A 17,931-nucleotide genomic window follows, 5' to 3' on the forward strand; every position below is an offset into this window, starting at 1 on the left:
GGCCCCAGTCGGTCGCGCAGGGGCTCGTTTTCAGACAACGATCGGACTCTTGTGAACCTGCGCCGGCGCTTAGTTCAATCGGTGCATCCAATAACCGGTACCACCGGCCAGCAATACGGTCGGCAAACTCGCAGCCAGCCATGGCGGCACCCCGTAGACCGGCCCGGTCGACGCCACGATTTCATTGATTAGAAAGAACAACAGACCGATCAATCCGCCCATGAACAAACGCTGTCCGGCGCTGGCGCTGCGCAGCGAACCAAAAGCGAACGGCAAAGCGAAGATCACCAGCACCCAGACCGTGAACGGGGTCACGATATTGCGCCATAACGCCAGCTTGTAATCGTCGGCATCGATGTCGTTGGCTTCGAGATAGTTGATGTACTGCCACAGCCCGTAGGACGACAGCTCGTCCGGCTGGGTCACCGCGAGCTCGAGTGTTTCCGGCTTGATCGCGATCGGCAGCAATGTTTGATCCGGTTTACGGGTCTGGCTGCTGTCGGCGTGCAACGCTGTGATGCGTGGCTGGCTGATCACGATCTTCTCGCCGTCGACATGGGCGTTGTCAGCCGTCAGCGCCAGTTTTAGCCGGCCGTCGTCAGTGATCTCGTAGGCATCCAGGCCGTCGATACGCCCGCCCGGCAGCACCGAATCGATACGCAGCACATAGCCGCTGGCCCGCAGCCAGAGCCCATTGTCCACCGAGCGCCGGGCTTCGCCGTGGCGGGCCTTGTCGCGTAGCTGGGTGGCGGTCTGTACGCCCTTGGGTGCGGCCAGCTCCCCGAGCACGACCGTGATCAGCGCCAACGCACAGCCCGCGATACCGACCGATACCGCCAGACGCTTCATCGACACACCAGCGCTGCGAATCACGACCAGCTCGCTGCCGGCCGCCAACGCCCCCAGCGCCAGCAAGGCGCCGAGCAAGGCCACCACCGGCAGCACCAGATAGATGCGCGTTGGCAGCATCAACACGCACCACACCAGCACCTTGATCAGGCCGAAGCTGCCCTGACCGAGATTGTCGACCTCGCTGATGAACAGCATCAGCATTAATAACGCCACGATCACCACAACCACCACGCCGGTGGCGGCCAGAACGGCTCTCGCGATATAGCGATCGATCAGATTCATGTCGCGCTCCTAGCGCGCCGCGACCGACGCCCGAAGCCGCTCTCACGCGCGATCAATACGAGGGCGATCCCGAACACCACGAGATGGACCCACCATTCGCCGATCAGCGGTCTTAGCGCGCCGGTTTCGATGGCCTGGCCCGACAGCCGAACGAGGTTGAGATAGACCACATAGAACAGAATGCCCACGATCACGCGTCCATAGCGCCCGGCCCGGGGCGGCACCCGCCCGATTGGCAACGCAATCAGGGTCAGGATAAAGATCGACAGCGGCACGGAAATTCGGGTCTGCCAAGCCGCGATCGCTTCCGGATCGTCGCTATTCATCAAGGTCAGCGTCGTCTGGGCATCGACATCGTCGTCGTCCGCGGTCTGCGGTGGACGCAGCCGCACGCCGTGTTCGGCGAACTGCACCACCCGATAATCGGCATCGCCGGGCACGCCTTCATAACGCCAACCATCGGTCAGCACCAGAGTCACGGCGTGTTGTCGGCTGACGCTCTGACGCGCCGTTTCGGCGGTCACGATGGTCTGCCGGTCCGCACCATCGCGCTCGCGCACCAACCGAATAAATACGTTGTGCAGACGACCCCGATCGTCCCGGCTCTCGGCATAGAACGACACGCGTCCGTCGTCGAAGCTTGCGAAACGTCCTGGTGTGACCGACTTCACGGCATTGGCCGCGGTCTGCGCACCGAGCCGATTCATTTCCCGCTGGGCATAAGGGGCAGCAATAATGGACATGGTCGCCGCAAATAGCGCAATTAGCGCCGCAAGCATCAGAAATGGACGATAGATCACCGATAGCCCGGCCCCGCCTGCCATCAGCGCTGCCATCTCGTTATCACGGCACAAACGACCGACCACCAGCATGATCGCCAGCAATACCGAAATCGGCATCACGATTTCGAGGTTGCTCACAACGCTGAGTGCAGCAAGGGTTGCGACCGTATCCACGGGGACTTCGCCGGCTGCAGCATCGCCGATGAAACGGGACAGACCGATCCCGAGAGTCAAGAAAACGAGCACCGAGGTGATGATCAGCCAGGTCTTGGCTGTCTCGCCGAACAGGTACCGGAAAACAACACTAGGCATGAATAGCCAAACCGGGGCAGATAACGGAATGTTTCATTAAGAAGCTAATTAAATAACCGGGGGATGATTTTTTCGAAAAATTATGTAGACTTCGCGCATTCGATATATTTGCTCGGGCCGTAACCACTTCTTTTGAAGGTCTACATACTTCGGGACCCGCGCTAACGCACACGTTACAAATCTTGGCTTTGCAGGAGAAACGCATGGAATATCTCGTCAAGAGCGGCAGCCCCGAAAAACAGCGGGTCGGCTGTGTCATCGTCGGTATCTTCGATCGCCGTAAGCCGTCGACGCAAGCCGAGGCTCTGGATGCGGCCAGTGGCGGCTTGATTGCTTCGGTCATGCGGCGTGGCGATATGGACGGCAAACTCGGCCAGACCACAGTACTGCATGGGCTGGGCGATCTGTTCTGCGATCGTATCCTGCTGGTCGGCTGTGGCAAGGAACGCGATTTCAACACCCGTGCCTATCAAAAAGCCTGCGCTGCAGCCGCTGCCGAGCTCGATGCCATGGGCGGCGTGGACGCGGCTTTCTATTTGACCGAACTGAATGTCCGCGGGCGCGACGATTTCGGTTGGAGCGTCAAACAGGCACTGCTGACCATCGAGGACAACTTCTATCGCTTCGAGGCCTGCAAGGGGCCCTCCTATGAAAAGCACAGCCGCAAACTCTCGCGGCTGGTCTTTCAGGTGCCGCGGCGCTCCGATCTACCGGCCGCCGAACGCGGCGTCAATGAAGGGGTGGCCACGGCCAACGGCGTGAAGTTCGCCAAGGACCTGGCCAACATGCCGGGCAACATCTGTACCCCGACCTATCTGGCCGACCAGGCAACCTCACTGTCCGATCGCATGAACGGGCTCAAGACCCAGGTGCTGGAAGAAGCGGATATGGAAGCCTTGGGCATGGGCGCGCTACTGGGTGTCTCCCGCGGCTCCTCGCAGCCGGCCAAGCTGATCGTCATGGAATACAACAACGGCACCAAGTCGGATAAACCGACCGTGCTGGTGGGCAAGGGCGTGACCTTCGATGCCGGTGGCATCAGCCTCAAGCCCGGCGCGGCCATGGACGAAATGAAATACGACATGGGCGGCGCGGCCAGCGTGTTCGGTGCCATGCAGGCCGCGGTCGAGATGAATCTGCCGATCAACGTGGTCGGCGTGATCGCCGCCACCGAGAATCTACCGGACGGCGATGCCTATAAGCCGGGCGATATCCTGACCAGCATGTCGGGCCAGACCATCGAGATCCTCAATACCGACGCCGAAGGACGCTTGGCGCTGGCCGATGCTCTGACCTACGTCGAGCGCAACTACGACCCGGATGCCGTGGTCGACATGGCGACCCTGACCGGCGCCGCTGTGATCGCATTGGGCCATGAAGCGGCGGCCCTGTACGGCAACAACAGCCCGTTGCGGCGTGCCCTGCGGGATGCCGGCGACCAGGTTGGCGATCGCGCTTGGCCGATGCCGCTGTGGGAAGAGTATCAGTCGGATCTGGACTCCAATTTCGCCGATATGGCCAATGTCGGCGGGCGCGCCGGCGGCTCGATCACTGCGGCCAGCTTCCTGCACCGCTTTGCCCGCAAGCTGCGTTGGGCGCATCTAGATATCGCGGGCGTGGCGTGGAAGTCCGGTAAGGAAAAAGGTGCCACCGGCCGTCCGGTCAGTCTGCTTACGCAGTATCTGATCGACCGCACCTACCAGGGCTGATCGACGACGACTCCCGATGACCGAAGTCTTCTTCTACATACTGGAAGATACTGCCGAGCAGGCACCGGCCCATTTTGCCTGCCGGCTGACCGAAAAAGCCCACGGCGAAGGTCATCGGGTGTTCATCCACGTGGCTGACGACGCCCAGGCCGAAACCCTGGATCGTATGCTCTGGTCGTTTCGCCAGGGCAGCTTTGTACCGCATGCCACGACCGCCGACCTGACAGCCGACGACGACCTGACCCCGGTCGTCATCGGCACCGGCGAGCCCCCAACCGGCTTCGATGATGTGCTGGTCAATATCGCCGGCGACGTCGGGGGCTTTTTTTCGCGTTTTGCCCGACACAACGAAATCGTTGCCCCAAGCCAGGTGGCCGATGCGCGCCAGCGCTATCGTTTTTACAAAGACCGCGGCTATCAGCTGACCACGCACAAGATCCCGTCCCGCTAGCGCGCACATCGTGCCCGGGGCCGGCTTTGGCCCCCGGGGGCTTGGAACAGCCGCCCAGCGGCCGCAAACTGAGCGGCTGATCCGCCCGTATCACGACACAACGAGACCCTCCATGGCCGAGATGGACAAGACCTTCGACCCACACGCGATCGAAGCCCGCTGGTATCCCGTCTGGGAAGAGCGCGGTTATTTCGCGCCGGATATGGGCGCCACCGGCGACCCGTTCTGCGTGATGCTGCCGCCGCCCAACGTCACCGGCCGTCTGCATATGGGCCATGCCCTGGACGACACTCTCCAGGACGCACTGACGCGCTACCACCGCATGGTCGGCGCCCCGACCCTCTGGCAGCCGGGCACCGACCACGCCGGTATCGCGACCCAGATGCTGGTCGAGCGCCAGGTCGAGGCCGAAGGCAGCTCGCGCCACGAGATGGGCCGCGAGGCCTTCGTCGATCGCATCTGGCAGTGGAAGGCCGAATCGGGCGGCCATATCACCACCCAAATGCGACGCCTCGGTGCCTCGGTGGACTGGTCGCGCGAGCGATTCACCATGGACGAGGGCCTGTCGAAGGCGGTCACCAAGGTGTTCGTCGATCTCTACAACAAAGGCCTGATCTATCGCGGCCAGCGGCTGGTCAACTGGGACCCGGTGCTGCATACCGCGATCTCTGATCTCGAAGTTGAGAACGTCGAGGTCGACGGCCATATGTGGCATTTCAAGTATCCGCTGGAAAACGGCGCCACCTACGAATACATCGAAACCGACGCCGACGGCAACGAGACCTTCCGCGAAACCCGCGACTATATCTCGATCGCCACCACCCGCCCGGAAACTATGCTTGGCGACGGGGCGATCGCCGTTCACCCCGAAGATACCCGCTACGCCCCGATCGTCGGCCTGCGCTGCGAAATCCCGGTCGGCCCGAAGGGTCAGCGTCGCCTGATCCCAATCATCACCGATGAATATCCGGATCCGGATTTCGGCTCCGGCGCAGTCAAGATCACCGGCGCCCACGACTTCAATGACTATGAAGTCGCCAAGCGCAATGGCATCCCGATGTATCGTCTGATGGACGACTCGGCGACCCTGCGCACCGACGGCGACCGCTACGCCGAAGCCGCCGCCCAGGCCGCCGAGATCGTGGCCAGTGGCGATACGCCGGAGGCCATGACCGTCGATGCCATCAATCTGGTGCCCGACGAGTACCGCGGCCTGGATCGCTTCGAGGCGCGAAAACAGATCGTCGCTGCGATTGATGCCGACGGCCTGATGATCACGATCGAAGACAAGAAGATCATGCAGCCCTACGGCGACCGCTCCAACGCGGTAATCGAGCCGATGCTGACCAATCAGTGGTTCGCCGATGCCCAGACCCTGGCCAAACCGGCGATCGAAGCAGTCGAAGACGGGCGCATCCGCTTCATCCCCGAAAACTGGTCCAAGACCTATTTCGAGTGGATGCGCAATATCCAGGACTGGTGCATCAGCCGCCAGCTGTGGTGGGGCCATCGCATCCCGGCCTGGTACGACGAGGCTGGCAACGTCTATGTCGGTGAAACCGAGGCCGCGGTCCGAGATGCCCATACCCTGCCCGAGACCGTACGCCTGACCCAGGACGAAGACGTCCTCGATACCTGGTTCTCGTCGGCGCTGTGGCCGTTTTCCACCCTCGGCTGGCCAGACGACACCGAAGCACTCAAGCTGTTCTATCCGACCAACGTCCTGGTCACTGGCTTCGACATCATCTTCTTCTGGGTCGCCCGGATGATCATGATGGGCATGGAGTTCATGGACGATGTGCCGTTTCGCGAGGTCTATATCCACGGCCTGGTGCGCGATTCGGAAGGCAATAAGATGTCCAAGTCCAAGGGCAACGTCCTGGACCCGATCGATCTGATTGATGGCATCGACCTGGAATCGCTGGTCGCCAAGCGTACCTCGGGCATGATGCAGCCGCAGAAAGCCGCCAAGGTCGAAAAAGCCACCCGCGACGAGTACCCGAACGGTATCGCCGCCCATGGCACGGATGCGCTGCGTTTCACCTTCGCGGCCCTCGCCTCCTATGGCCGCGATATCCGTTTCGACCTCGGCCGCGTCGAGGGCTATCGCAACTTCTGCAACAAACTCTGGAACGCGGCGCGCTTTGCCTTGATGCAGGTGCCGGACGATTTCGTGCCGGCCGCCGACGAGGCCGTGGCGCTGTCCACGGCCGACCGCTGGATCGTATCCCGCCTGCAGCGGCTGGAAGCCGACATGGCCGCCCACTTCGAGACCTATCGTTTCGATCTGGCCGCCAACGCCATCCACGATTTCATTTGGCACCATTTCTGCGATTGGTATCTGGAGCTGATCAAGCCGGTGTTGTCGGGCGATACGAGCGTGGCCGCCAAGGCCGGCACCCGGGGTACACTGGTCCGTACCCTGGAAACCATGCTGCGATTGCTGCATCCGTTGATGCCGTTCATCACCGAAGAGATCTGGCAGCGCGTGGCCCCACTGGCACGTGGCGAAGCGCTGGCTGAAACCGGCGACAGTATTTCGCTGCAGCCCTATCCGGTAGCCAACGAAGCCCGGATCGATGCCGGTGCCGAGGCCGAGATCGAATGGCTGAAAAAAGTCATCAACGGTCTGCGTACGATCCGCGGCGAGATGGATATCGCGCCCAAGCAGCGGATTCCGGTGATGGTAGCCCAGGTCTCCGATGCTGATCGCCAGCGCCTGGCGACCCATCGCGCGGCGATCGATTTCCTGGCCGGAGTCGAATCCATTGACGAGCTGCCCGAATCCGAGATTCCGGAGTCGGCGGTCGCCCTGGTCGGCGATATGCAGCTGCGCGTGCCGCTGGCCGGGCTGATCGATACCGAGGCCGAACTGGCCCGCCTGGACAAGCGTCTGGCCAAGCTCGATAAGGATCTCAACGGGGTCCGCAATCGATTGGCCAGTGATTCCTTCGTGTCCAAAGCACCGGCCGAGGTGGTCGACAAAGCCCGCGCCCAGGCGGCCGAACTCGAACGTGAACACGGCGAGCTGTCCGAACAGCGCGCCCGGATCGCGGCGCTCTAGCCGCGATTCCCATCAACCCGCGAGGTCCTGATCATGGCCGGTCGACTGCTACTGCTGTTTATCATTGCCCCGATCGTCGAACTGTTTCTGCTGATCAAGATCGGCGGCGTCATTGGCATCATCCCGACCGTCGCCCTGGTGCTTCTCACCGCGGCGATCGGCAGCCAGCTGGTACGACGCCAGGGCTTGGAAGTCATGAACCGGATTCGCTCGGCCCAGGCCCGAGGCGAAGCCCCGGCCCTGCCGATGCTCGACGGTGCGGCCTTGCTGTTGGCCGGGTTCATGTTGCTGACGCCCGGCTTCATCTCGGACGCGCTCGGCTTCGTACTGCTGGTACCGAAACTACGCCAGCAGCTGGCTCGCTCGCTGTTATCGCGGTTCGTGATTCTCTCGCCCGGTGGTATGGGCGGCGGCCCCCAGCGCGGGCCGTTCGACAACGACGGCACCATCGAAGGCGAGTATCAGCGCAAAGGCGAGCATGAGCGGCGCGAAGACAATCGTTTGAACCGACGCGACTAGCCCTACACCGAGGATGCCAAGCGCGCGCGGCTTCGATACGCTGGCGAAGTAGCCCACCCAAGGCCTGCCGATTCGTCATGTCGCCCGCGCTCGAAACGCCGCCGCTGGAATCTCATGCTATTGCCGGCGCCCTCAAACAGGTCCGGTCGTCGGTCGCCGAACGGCTCTACGATAAGGATCATGCGGTCAGCCTGGCCCTGGCCTGCCTGCTGGCCGACGGACATCTGCTGATCGAGGACATTCCCGGGGTCGGCAAGACCACGCTCGCCCACGGCCTGGCTGATACGCTCGGGTTGGCGTTCTCGCGTATCCAGTTCGTCTCCGATCTGCTGCCCAGCGATATCCTGGGCGTATCGATATTCGATCGCAACGAAGCCGAATTCGTGTTTCGACCCGGCCCCATCTTTTCCCAACTGATTCTGGCCGACGAGATCAACCGCGCCAGCCCGCGCACCCAGAGCGCCCTGCTCGAAGCCATGGCCGAACGCCAGGTGACCGTGGAAGGCATCACCCATGTGCTCGAACCGCCGTTCAATGTAATCGCGACCCAAAACCCGGTCGATCACAGCGGCACCTTCGAACTACCGGATTCCCAACTCGATCGGTTTTTGATGCGGCTCAGCCTCGGCTATCCGTCGCCGGCAGCCGAACGACGCCTGCTGGCCGGTCATCGGCCGGCGCAACATGCGCCGCAGGGACGACTGGCACCAGTGGCCAGCCCGGCCGAACTGCAGGCCTGGCAGCAAGCTGCCGCTAATGTGACCCTGAGCGACGCCCTGCTCGATTATCTACTCGCCCTGGTCGATCGCAGCCGCCAGGATTCGGCATTCGAGCGCGGCCTGTCGCCGCGCGGCGGGTTGGCGCTGCGGCGTGCCGCCCAGGCCTGGGCACTGATCGATGCCCGCGACTATGTACTGCCCGAGGATATCCAGACTGTGCTGCCAGCCATCGCCGACCATCGACTGAGGCTGACCGACGCCAAAACTGATTCACCGGCCGCTTACCTACTCGCCCATGTGCCGATCGATGGTGGCCGATGAAGCCTCTGTTATATGCCCGTATTCCAGTGCCCGGCGCCACGGATAGCCGAGGAGCTGGCTTCTTTCGGCCCAGGCGCCCCCACCTAACCCGCTGTAACGGGCCTCGCTGGTTCAGCGCGCGCCGGGGCTCGATGCGCCGCGGATGTTAACCCCCCGTATCGGGCACCGCGTGGACGCCGCAATCCGGCGACGCGTGCCCAGCGGCGCCCCGCCGCTGCGTGTCCCCGGGCGGCGCATCTTCATTCTGCCGACCAAGACCGGCGCTCTGTTTGCGACCGTGCTGATCGTCATGCTGCTCGGCGCCACCAACTACGGCAACAACCTCGCTTTCACACTGACTTTCTGGCTCGGCGCCGCGGCCCTTGTGTCGATGCATCGCGCCCATCGCAATCTGGCCGGCTTGTATCTTCGGGCCGTACATGCCGAACCCGTATTCGCCGGGCAAGATCTGGTTTATACCGTGACGCTGGCCAGCGATGCCCGGCTACAGCGACGCGGGCTGCGCTTGAGATGGCCGCGCACGGCGCATATCTCGCGCCCGGTTCGGGTTCGGCGGGACAGTCCGGCTACGATCGACATGCCGGTTCCGACCCGGCATCGCGGCTGGCAAGCCTGCCCCGCGCTGCATATCGAAAGCCGCTACCCCATGGGCCTGTTCCGCTGCTGGATACGTCTGGCGCCGACGGCGCCGGCACTGGTCTATCCGCGCCCGAGCGGTGCCCAGAAGACGCCGCTCGGCGGAGCGCACGATCTGGCGGCCCCCCTCGAGCGCGGCCGTGGGGAGACCATGTTCGCCGGCCATCGACGCTACCAAAGCGGCGATTCGCCCCGACATGTGGATTGGAAGGCCAGCGCTCGCGCGGACCGCCTGCTGGTCATCGAGCGAGCCGATACCTCCGGCCCGACACAGTGGCTCGACTACGACACTCTGGCCGGGCAGGATCGCGAAACCCGGCTGAGCCAACTGACTCAGTGGATCATTGCAGCCGAGGATCAGGCCGTGCCCTACGGGCTGCAGCTACCGGGCCTACGGCTCGGCCCGGCGCGCGGCCGTACGCACCGACAGGCCTGCCTTAAGGCACTGGCGCTATTCTGATGCCTCGGCCTGCGCAGGCGAGCACCGTTACGGCTTCGATCGGCCGGGTCGAACGCGCCGGCCTGCTGATCGTCGTGGCCCTGATCAGTCTGCCGCATATCGCGCATCTGCCGTTTTGGGTGTGCCTGCTTACTGGCCTGCTATGGGCCTGGCAGGGGCTGGCTCTGTGGCGTGACTGGCGGGTGCCGGGGGCGGCTATGCGCGCCGTACTCACGATCGCGGTCGTGGCTGCAGTGTTCGTCGGCTTCGGCCGTATCAACGGCCAGCACGCCGGCGTCGCCCTACTGGTACTCATGCTCGCGCTCAAGCTGTTCGAGGCCGTGCGCTACCGCGATGCGATCGTGGTGCTTACGCTCTGCTGTTTCGTGCTCGTCACCCAGTTTCTGTTCTCCCAGTCGATGGCCATGGCAGGCTACCTGATCGCCGCGAGCTGGCTGGTCGTCACGGCCTTCATTCATTTCCATGCTGGGGACGACGCTGGCCCCGGAGCGGCCGCGCGCGAGTCGATCCGCCTGCTAATCCTAGCGTTGCCGGTCGCAGGCGCGTTCTTCGTTCTGTTTCCAAGGCTGCCTGGCCCACTCTGGGGACTGCCGGAGCCATCCGGGCCCCAAGGCACGACCGGCCTGTCCGATCAGATGACCCCGGGCGCGATCTCACGACTCGCCCGATCTGATCGGATCGCCTTTCGTGCGCGTTTTGCTGGTTCACCGCCGCCCCCGGCCCAGCGTTATTGGCGGGGCCCGGTGCTCTGGGATCTCGATAACGGCACCTGGCAAACCCGAGCCGACGCTGCCCATCGTCTCCCGGCCAGCCAAGTCGTACCCACGGGCGATACGCGCCGCGTCGACATCACGCTCGCGCCCAGCCGCCAGCCTTGGTTGATCGGCCTCGATGTACCGATCACGGCCGATCACACCCATCGAGCGACCCCCGGGGCCAGCCTGGTTGCGCCCGGGCCGGTGGACCGGCGGATTCACTATGTCGAGACATCGGCCACCCGCTACACGCTCGACGCCCGGTTATCGAAGGCTGCGCGCCGGCGCGCGTTGCAACTGCCGTCGGCCGGCAACCCGCGCAGCCATGCGCTCGCTCGGCGCTGGCAGCATCGATACGACGCACCGCAGGCGATCGTTGATGCAGCACTGACGATGTTCCGTCTTCAGCCGTTTCGCTATACGCTGGGCCCGCCGACGGTTGGGGATTCGGATCGCGTCGATGCTTTCCTGTTCGATACCCGGGCCGGCTTCTGCGAACATTTCGCCGGGGCATTCACTTTTCTGATGCGGGCGGCCGGCGTACCGGCCCGGGTGGTCACTGGCTATCTGGGGGCCGAAAAAGCGGGCTTCGGCGATTACTGGATCGTCCGCGACTCCGATGCCCATGCCTGGTCAGAGGTCTGGATCGCCGAACGCGGCTGGGTGCGCATCGACCCAACCGCAGCCGTAGCCCCCACACGCATCGATCGCGGCATCGACTCGGCGGTCGCCAACCGGGCCGACCTGGCTTTCATGACGCGCCATTCGAGCAACGGCGCCTGGTATCAGGCCCGGATGCTTTGGGATGCCGCCGAAGCCGGCTGGAACCGCTGGTTTCTAGCCTATGGTCCGTCGCTGCAACAACGTCTGTTCGCTGCGCTCGGCTTGAACGGTTTCGGCCCGGCGATCGCAATGCTGACCGGCCTGATCGTGGCCATGCTCGGGCTGATCTCGCTATGGCTTGGCTGGCGCATGCGCCCGACCCGCTCGACCGACCCAGTACTGCGCGCCTGGCACGGCGTGACTCGCCGGCTGGCACGCCAGGGTCTAGCGCCACATACCGGCGAGGCGCCGTTATCGTATGCCGAGCGCGTGGCTGCCAGTCGACCGACGCTGGCCGGGCCGATCCGCGATCTGGCCCAACGCTTTGCGCGTTTGCGCTATGGTCGCCCGATCGAGGCCGGGGCCGAGCGACGTGCCTTCATCAAGCGCGCACGCCGCTTTCGCCTCGGCCGTCTTCGTTGATCGCTTGGAGCCAATATGGATGATCGTCGTCGCTATTGCCCGGTCTGTACCTCGCCCCTGACCGCACGCGATATCGCAGGTTTCGAACGCCTGGCCTGTCCGGATGACCGCTGTGGCTATATTTTCTGGGATAACCCGATCCCGGTGGTCGCGGCCGTGGTCGAGCACGAGCAGCATCTGGTGTTCGCCCGCAATGTCCAGTGGCCCGAAGGCATGTACGGCCTGATCACCGGCTTTCTCGAGCCGCGCGAAGAACCCATCGAGGGCGTGGTCCGCGAAGTTGCCGAGGAGCTGGGCATCGAGGCGACCGTAACCGAGTTCATCGGCGCCTATGGCTTCGCTCGCAAGAATCAGCTGCTACTCGCCTATCATCTGGTCGGCGAAGGCGATATCGCGCTCAACGAAGAACTGGCCGAATGGTTTCATGTCGACAAGGCCGACGCCGAGTATTGGCCGGGCGGCACTGGCCTCGCGGTTCGCGACTGGTTGCGCCGCCAAGGCTACGACCCACAGCCCCGCGAACTGCCACCGCAGGTCGAGGCTTGGTTGAAAGCGCCGCCGGATATGGATTGAGCATCCGGCAACCCAAGGTGCATCCGAGCCTGAAACGTCGTAGGATTCAAATACCGAGTCCGAAAACGACAGGTGGGCCAGCCATGGCAGGCATCGTTCGTCTGATCTCGTGTCTGCTCGCTCTGCTGGTGGCCATTGTGCTGTTCGTGCACGGGCTTTTCGTGCAGACCGGTTGGCATGTTTCGTCGCTGGCCGCGATCGAGTTGTTCGGCCTGTCGCTGCTGTTTTTCGCGACCTCAACCGCATACGGGCTTTGGTGGCGTGCCACACGCTGACGCCCCGTCGCCGGGCGCGAGCGTTTCGCTGGTATGCGCTAGCCGTCGGCTGCGTGCAGCCCGTAAACGGCGTGATCGACGAACCGATCGTATAGCCATTCGCGATCGCGAAGCACCCCCTCTAGGGTAAATCCCAAGCGCTCGGGGACGCCCCGACTGCGGTCGTTGGTGCTCGCACAGCGAATTTCGATGCGATGCAGGCCGAGCATCGAAAACGCATGCGCGATATAGCTTCGGCAGGCCCGGGTGACGATGCCTTGGCCTTGTGCACTCGCGGCCAGCCAATAGCCAAGTGTCGCCCAGCGGTTCGCATGGTCGATCTGGTTGAAACCTACTATACCGACCAGCATCGAATGCTGCCGGATCGCCGTCTGAAATACGCCGTTATCGGCATACTGGCGGCGCGTCGATTCGATGAACGCTCGACTGTCATCGACCGTTCGGGTCGCATCCACCCAGGGATGCCAACGACGAAGATGTCGCCGGTTGGCATCGATCAGCGCAAACAAGGATTCGGCGTGGTGCGGCGCCAACAGTTCGAGCGCCAAGTCTTCGTCGATCGGATAGGCAAACATCGATCAGCCCTGTTCGGTTTGCCCGGTGCCTGGCGCTTGGCGAGCATCGACGCGGGTCAGCAGGAAGCCACCGATCGCAAACAGAACGACGATCGAAACGATCGACAGCCGTGAACTGCCAGACAAAGCCGCTGTGACGCCGACCAGTACCGGCCCGATCACCGCCGCGAACTTGCCCATCATGTTATAGATCCCGAAATACTCGCCGGCCTTGCCTTCCGGGATCAGCCGGGCGAAGTAAGAGCGCGACAGCGACTGCACCCCGCCCTGGACCAGACCGATCGCTCCGGCCATGACATAGAACTGCCAGACCGAGGTCAGGAAATAGCCCCAGGCCGTAATACCGGCATAGATCGCCAGCCCCAGATAGATCGCCTTCTTAGTCTCCCAAAACGAGGCCAGCCAGCCGAAGGCCACGGCCGCAGGAAAACCAATGAACTGAACCAGCAACAGCGCCACGATCAGGCTTTCCTGGCCGAAGCCCAACGACAGCCCGAAATCCACGGCCATGCGAATGATCGTGTGTACGCCATCGATATACAGCCAGTAGGCCAGCAGAAACAACCAGATTTCGCGCTGGCCCAGGATTTCGCGCGCGGTTCCCGCCAGATCGCGCAGGCCCTCACGCAGCGCATCGCGGGCAGCCGGCGCCTGCTGCGGCGAGGGTTCGCGAACCGATACGAACAACGGAATCGAAAATACAGCCCACCACACGGCAACGCTGAGAAAGGACCAGCGGATCGCATCGGCCCGTCCGTCCAGGCCGAAAAAGTCTGGCGCCAGCGTCATCGCCACGTTGAGCGCAAGCAGCAGCCCGCCGCCAAGATAACCGAGCCCGTAGCCAAGCGCGGAGACCCGGTCGTATTCCGCCGGCGCGGCAACATCGACGATCAGGCTGTCGTAGAACACCATGGCCATGAAGAAACCGATCGACGCCACGACGAACAGCAGCATCGCCAGCAGCCAGTGCCCACGGCCGACCCAGAACAGCCCGGCGGTGGCCGCCACGGCCAGTGCGGTAACCCAGAACAGTCCGGCTTTTTTGCGATGACGGCGATCCGCGATCGCCCCGCCCAGAGGCGCGGCAAACAACACCACCAGGCTAGCCAGCGCGCTGCCTAGCCCGAGCTGCAGCGTGCTGGTCTCCGCCGGATAATCGGCGCTCCAGAACGTCTTGAAGAACACCGGAAAGAAACCCGCTACGACCGTGGTCGCGAACGCAGAATTGGCCCAGTCGTAAAACGCCCAGCCCAGCCGAGCGCGACGCGACGCATCACTCAATGTCCAATCACCTTTGATAGCAGCAGTGCATCCTCACGCCCGTCCCGGCAGGGATAATAGTTGGGCCGACGGCCACGAGTCTCGAAGCCGTAGCGAACATACAGCCGACGCGCGGCCCGATTCGACGGCCGCACTTCCAGCAGCAGCTCGGCGGCACTCTCGCGCTCGGCCTGGGCGATCACGGCTTCGAGCAAACAGGCCGCAGCGCCCTGGCCTCGGGCGTGTTCCGCCACACAAAGATTGAGCAGATGCGCCTCGCCCACCGCGATCGAAGCCAGTGCATAACCGGCGATCGCAGCCCGGGCGTGCTGGACCACCCAGGCCCGATAGCCCACGCGCAGGCAATCGCGAAAGATCCGTTCGCTCCAAGGAAAATCATAAGCACTGTGCTCGATCGCCACGACCGCAGGCACGTCTCGGGGGCGCATGCGTCGTACTCGCCAGAGGACATCGGCGCGCGCGCTCATGTGCCCCAACTGCCGATATGCCGGGCGATTATCTTCAGATCGGCCCAGGCTTTGTTCTTCTGATCCGGGCTGCGCAGCAGATAAGCCGGATGATAGGTCACCAGTACATCCAGTTCCCGGCGCGGATAGCGATGCAGGCGGCCGCGCAGCTTGCCCAGCGGCGTCTGGCAGTCCAGCAGCGTCTGGGCCGCGACTCGGCCAACCGCGACCACCAGCTTCGGCGCCATCAGGTCGATCTGACGCTCGAGAATCGGCCAATCCGCAGCGACTTCATCGGCGGTCGGGTCGCGATTGTCGGGCGGGCGGAATTTGCAGATATTGGTGATATAGACGTTGGTATCGCGAGAGCAGCCGATCGCAAACAGCATGCGATCGAGCAGCTTGCCAGCCCGCCCCACGAACGGCACCCCCTGGGCATCTTCGTTCGCCCCCGGGGCCTCGCCGACGATCAGCACATCGGCATCGCGAGCACCGATGCCGAACACCGGGCGCGACGCACCGCGGTGGTCCTGGCGCCCGAGATAGGCTTCTAGGCCGCGCCAGTCGAGTGCGCCAAGTTCGGCACCATCAGCGCTGGACTCGGCCGCGGACACTGGCTCGCCCTGTATGCATACCTGATCCCCGGTCGGCGCATCGCCCGGCGCGGCAGCCTCGGTAACCTGGCTGGCTACATCGACATCGGCGACGGGCTCGTGGCGCGGTTTTTCGGGCGTCACAGCCACAGACTCATCGTCGGCCAAGGCGCTTTGGCCGGACTCCTCAGCGACCGCTGGCGGCCGCTCTCCTGGGCCGGTCGCGGTGCCGGCCAATGGTCCGTCATCGCGGTATTGCCAGTCCACAAGGCCCATCGCGGCCAGATAATCTTTGCGGCGCTCGTCGCTCGTCATGCATCAAAGCCTAAACGGTTTACCCAACTTTGCCAGCCCTCGCTCATCGCGCGGACATCGACCGACAGTCAGCTGCAGACAGCGACCCCAGGCTGACCACCATCACCGAGCTGGCCGGCGTTCCTGGCGATTGCAGCTCGCGTTGCGCCGTCGGGAGTCGCGCGATAATACGATCGACGGCACGCGCCTGGATCAACGCCAACGGCCGTTGCCCTGTGCCGTTATCGGCCACCCAGCGACACAGCGCCGGCGGATCGGCCGCCGTGAACACCGGACGGCCCAACTCCGCGCGCCAGAGCGCTGTGTTCACTGGCGCCACCACTGCGATCGGCCGATCTTGCAGCGGCTTTATCGCCGCGGCCAGCGCTTGGTCGAACAGACGCTGGGGCGTCAGCCGACGCGGCTGATCGAACACCCCCACCATGGCGATCGCCAAAGCGAACAACGACAGGACGACCGGCAGCACACCGGCACCGGCCGCGCCCAAACGCTGCCGACGTGCCGCCAGCACCGCCCCCACCACCATCGCGACAACCGCGACCGCGATCCCCCAGGCCACAGGCATTTCTACCCAGCCATGGCCGGCCACCAAGCTCCAACTGGCCAACACCACTGCCTGGGCCATGAAAACCAGACTGTAGAGATTGGACAATAGACGCCGACGATCATCCTCGGCCGGCATCAACGCCGGCGCGATCAGCCACAGCGCGATAAACGGCGCCATCGCGGTGGCAGCAGCAGCGGGCGTAGTGCCGGCCATCGTCAGTACCAGCACGGCGAACGCCAGAATGAGCAGATGGCGCCCGGCGGCGCCGCGATATTGCTGGTATGTCGCCCGCACCGCCGGGACGACGAAAATCCCCCAGGCCGCAACACAGGCCAGCACGAGCAAAGCCAATCCGTCGTAGCCAATCGGCGCCGACAGCGACTGATAGAGCCGTGCCAACATGCCTAGATCCGGCACCCCGAGAATCGGTGTCAGGGTCAACCCAGCCAGCACCAGGGCGGCAAGCGCGGTCCGCCGGTGGCTGCCGAGCAGCCGCCAATCACGGCGAACCCAACCATCATGCAACCAGGCGCCCGCCAATACCGCGATCGCATAGACACCGGCACCTTCGGCGACGAGCAGGCCGAGACCGGCGATCAGCGCGACCCAGGCCCGACTGCGCCTGTGGCCTATGATATGAGCCCGATACCCTGCCAAGAGCATCACCGCAGCGAGCTGGGCCACGATCCAGCCCGGCGGTGCGATCCAGCCAATGCTGGCAATACTTGCGGCAAGCACCCACAGCCCTGCCGCGGCACCGGCTTCGCCGCGGCCTGCCAGACGATAGACCAATCCCAGTAATAGCAACGCCGCCAGCGCATCGGGTAGGCGCAGCACAATCAGAGTGTCTACCGCAGGGAACAACCAGCCCAGCACGCCGGCCAAGGCTATAGCCAACACAGGCTGGCCAGCGGCCCGGGCTGTCGTCGCGGTCCGCACGAAGGAATCGATGCCGATCGCCGCCGAGTCGGCAAAGCGATCGACCCAGGCCAATGCCGATGCCTCTGACAGACCGATCGGCATACGCAGAACCTGCGTGGCCAGGACGGCCAATGCGATCAGCATCAAACCGACGCCAAGCGGCCCCGGCCAACTGCTTCGGGACGCTGCGGCCTGCTGGCTCATGGCGGGCCCCACAACCGCGAATCAAACCCCGCTACCGGCCCACGATCGCGCACACGGCAGTCGACGGGCAGGAGCGGCGGCTGGCTTGCGGGCC

Annotated in this window: 16 protein-coding genes; 9 read left to right on the forward strand and 7 right to left on the reverse strand. The window is 63.9% G+C overall.

Annotated features, from left to right (window positions below):
• Nucleotides 1-69: 69 nt before the first annotated feature.
• Both lptG and lptF read right to left on the reverse strand, forming a co-directional pair.
• Complete coding sequence (gene lptG, locus V5738_RS11850) at nt 70-1,134, reverse strand: LPS export ABC transporter permease LptG (RefSeq protein ID WP_423821013.1); 1,065 nt, start codon at nt 1,132-1,134, stop codon at nt 70-72.
• Entirely contained in the window at nt 1,131-2,228 is a 1,098-nt protein-coding gene (lptF, locus tag V5738_RS11855) for an LPS export ABC transporter permease LptF (protein WP_423821014.1), read from the reverse strand. The genes lptG and lptF overlap by 4 nt, the downstream gene beginning before the upstream one ends.
• Before the next feature lie 203 nt (nt 2,229-2,431).
• Between lptF and V5738_RS11860 the strand changes: the two genes are divergently transcribed.
• The 9 genes from V5738_RS11860 to V5738_RS11900 all read left to right on the forward strand — a co-directional run bounded on the left by V5738_RS11860 (nt 2,432) and on the right by V5738_RS11900 (nt 12,955).
• A complete protein-coding gene (locus V5738_RS11860; protein WP_423821015.1) occupies nt 2,432-3,937 on the forward strand; it encodes a leucyl aminopeptidase in 1,506 nt (501 codons plus the stop codon).
• A gap of 16 nt (nt 3,938-3,953) precedes the next feature.
• The gene (locus V5738_RS11865; RefSeq protein ID WP_423821016.1) at nt 3,954-4,388 is read left to right on the forward strand and encodes a DNA polymerase III subunit chi; all 435 of its coding nucleotides are present in this window, start codon (nt 3,954-3,956) and stop codon (nt 4,386-4,388) included.
• Nucleotides 4,389-4,509: 121 nt separating this feature from the next.
• Entirely contained in the window at nt 4,510-7,452 is a 2,943-nt protein-coding gene (locus tag V5738_RS11870; RefSeq protein WP_423824175.1) for a valine--tRNA ligase, read from the forward strand.
• Nucleotides 7,453-7,485: 33 nt separating this feature from the next.
• The gene (locus V5738_RS11875) at nt 7,486-7,971 is read left to right on the forward strand and encodes an FxsA family protein (protein ID WP_423821017.1); all 486 of its coding nucleotides are present in this window, start codon (nt 7,486-7,488) and stop codon (nt 7,969-7,971) included.
• Nucleotides 7,972-8,090: 119 nt separating this feature from the next.
• On the forward strand, nt 8,091-9,011 hold the full coding sequence (locus V5738_RS11880) for an AAA family ATPase (protein WP_423824176.1): 921 nt from the start codon (nt 8,091-8,093) through the stop codon (nt 9,009-9,011).
• 169 nt (nt 9,012-9,180) lie between these two features.
• Nucleotides 9,181-10,107: a DUF58 domain-containing protein gene (locus tag V5738_RS11885; RefSeq protein ID WP_423821018.1), complete on the forward strand. Its 927-nt coding sequence runs from the start codon at nt 9,181-9,183 to the stop codon at nt 10,105-10,107.
• Nucleotides 10,107-12,107 (forward strand): transglutaminase TgpA family protein, encoded by a 2,001-nt coding sequence (locus V5738_RS11890; protein WP_423821019.1) that lies wholly within the window; start codon nt 10,107-10,109, stop codon nt 12,105-12,107. Before V5738_RS11885 ends, V5738_RS11890 begins: the two co-directional genes overlap by 1 nt.
• Nucleotides 12,108-12,122: 15 nt before the next feature.
• Nucleotides 12,123-12,680 (forward strand): NUDIX domain-containing protein, encoded by a 558-nt coding sequence (locus V5738_RS11895; RefSeq protein ID WP_423821020.1) that lies wholly within the window; start codon nt 12,123-12,125, stop codon nt 12,678-12,680.
• Between the two features lie 83 nt (nt 12,681-12,763).
• Nucleotides 12,764-12,955 carry a hypothetical protein gene (locus V5738_RS11900; protein ID WP_423821021.1) on the forward strand — a complete coding sequence of 64 codons (192 nt, stop codon included), beginning with the start codon at nt 12,764-12,766 and terminating at the stop codon, nt 12,953-12,955.
• A gap of 38 nt (nt 12,956-12,993) precedes the next feature.
• On the opposite strand, the gene V5738_RS11905 is transcribed toward V5738_RS11900, so the two are convergent.
• From V5738_RS11905 to V5738_RS11925, 5 genes are read right to left on the reverse strand one after another with little or no spacing between them, the layout of a single operon-like run.
• Entirely contained in the window at nt 12,994-13,530 is a 537-nt protein-coding gene (locus tag V5738_RS11905; RefSeq protein WP_423821022.1) for a GNAT family N-acetyltransferase, read from the reverse strand.
• Nucleotides 13,531-13,533: 3 nt separating this feature from the next.
• Complete coding sequence (locus V5738_RS11910; protein WP_423821023.1) at nt 13,534-14,811, reverse strand: MFS transporter; 1,278 nt, start codon at nt 14,809-14,811, stop codon at nt 13,534-13,536.
• Entirely contained in the window at nt 14,808-15,278 is a 471-nt protein-coding gene (rimI, locus tag V5738_RS11915) for a ribosomal protein S18-alanine N-acetyltransferase (RefSeq protein WP_423821024.1), read from the reverse strand. Before rimI ends, V5738_RS11910 begins: the two co-directional genes overlap by 4 nt.
• On the reverse strand, nt 15,275-16,165 hold the full coding sequence (locus tag V5738_RS11920; protein ID WP_423821025.1) for a uracil-DNA glycosylase: 891 nt from the start codon (nt 16,163-16,165) through the stop codon (nt 15,275-15,277). The genes rimI and V5738_RS11920 overlap by 4 nt, the downstream gene beginning before the upstream one ends.
• Before the next feature lie 43 nt (nt 16,166-16,208).
• Nucleotides 16,209-17,837, reverse strand: coding sequence for a hypothetical protein (locus V5738_RS11925; RefSeq protein ID WP_423821026.1), 1,629 nt, complete (start codon nt 17,835-17,837; stop codon nt 16,209-16,211).
• Nucleotides 17,838-17,931: the final 94 nt, after the last annotated feature.

Source organism: Salinisphaera sp. SPP-AMP-43, assembly GCF_049568105.1.
Classification (GTDB): Bacteria; Pseudomonadota; Gammaproteobacteria; order Nevskiales; family Salinisphaeraceae; genus Salinisphaera.

What these genes read in the sequence shown, in the direction of transcription:
- lptG (WP_423821013.1), bottom strand. Translation starts at nt 1,134, where the DNA reads ATGAATCTGATCGATCGCTATATCGCGAGAGCCGTTCTGGCCGCCACC.
- lptF (WP_423821014.1), bottom strand. Translation starts at nt 2,228, where the DNA reads ATGCCTAGTGTTGTTTTCCGGTACCTGTTCGGCGAGACAGCCAAGACC.
- V5738_RS11860 (WP_423821015.1), top strand. Translation starts at nt 2,432, where the DNA reads ATGGAATATCTCGTCAAGAGCGGCAGCCCCGAAAAACAGCGGGTCGGC.
- V5738_RS11865 (WP_423821016.1), top strand. Translation starts at nt 3,954, where the DNA reads ATGACCGAAGTCTTCTTCTACATACTGGAAGATACTGCCGAGCAGGCA.
- V5738_RS11870 (WP_423824175.1), top strand. Translation starts at nt 4,510, where the DNA reads ATGGACAAGACCTTCGACCCACACGCGATCGAAGCCCGCTGGTATCCC.
- V5738_RS11875 (WP_423821017.1), top strand. Translation starts at nt 7,486, where the DNA reads ATGGCCGGTCGACTGCTACTGCTGTTTATCATTGCCCCGATCGTCGAA.
- V5738_RS11890 (WP_423821019.1), top strand. Translation starts at nt 10,107, where the DNA reads ATGCCTCGGCCTGCGCAGGCGAGCACCGTTACGGCTTCGATCGGCCGG.
- V5738_RS11895 (WP_423821020.1), top strand. Translation starts at nt 12,123, where the DNA reads ATGGATGATCGTCGTCGCTATTGCCCGGTCTGTACCTCGCCCCTGACC.
- V5738_RS11900 (WP_423821021.1), top strand. Translation starts at nt 12,764, where the DNA reads ATGGCAGGCATCGTTCGTCTGATCTCGTGTCTGCTCGCTCTGCTGGTG.
- V5738_RS11905 (WP_423821022.1), bottom strand. Translation starts at nt 13,530, where the DNA reads ATGTTTGCCTATCCGATCGACGAAGACTTGGCGCTCGAACTGTTGGCG.
- rimI (WP_423821024.1), bottom strand. Translation starts at nt 15,278, where the DNA reads ATGAGCGCGCGCGCCGATGTCCTCTGGCGAGTACGACGCATGCGCCCC.
- V5738_RS11920 (WP_423821025.1), bottom strand. Translation starts at nt 16,165, where the DNA reads ATGACGAGCGACGAGCGCCGCAAAGATTATCTGGCCGCGATGGGCCTT.
- V5738_RS11925 (WP_423821026.1), bottom strand. Translation starts at nt 17,837, where the DNA reads ATGAGCCAGCAGGCCGCAGCGTCCCGAAGCAGTTGGCCGGGGCCGCTT.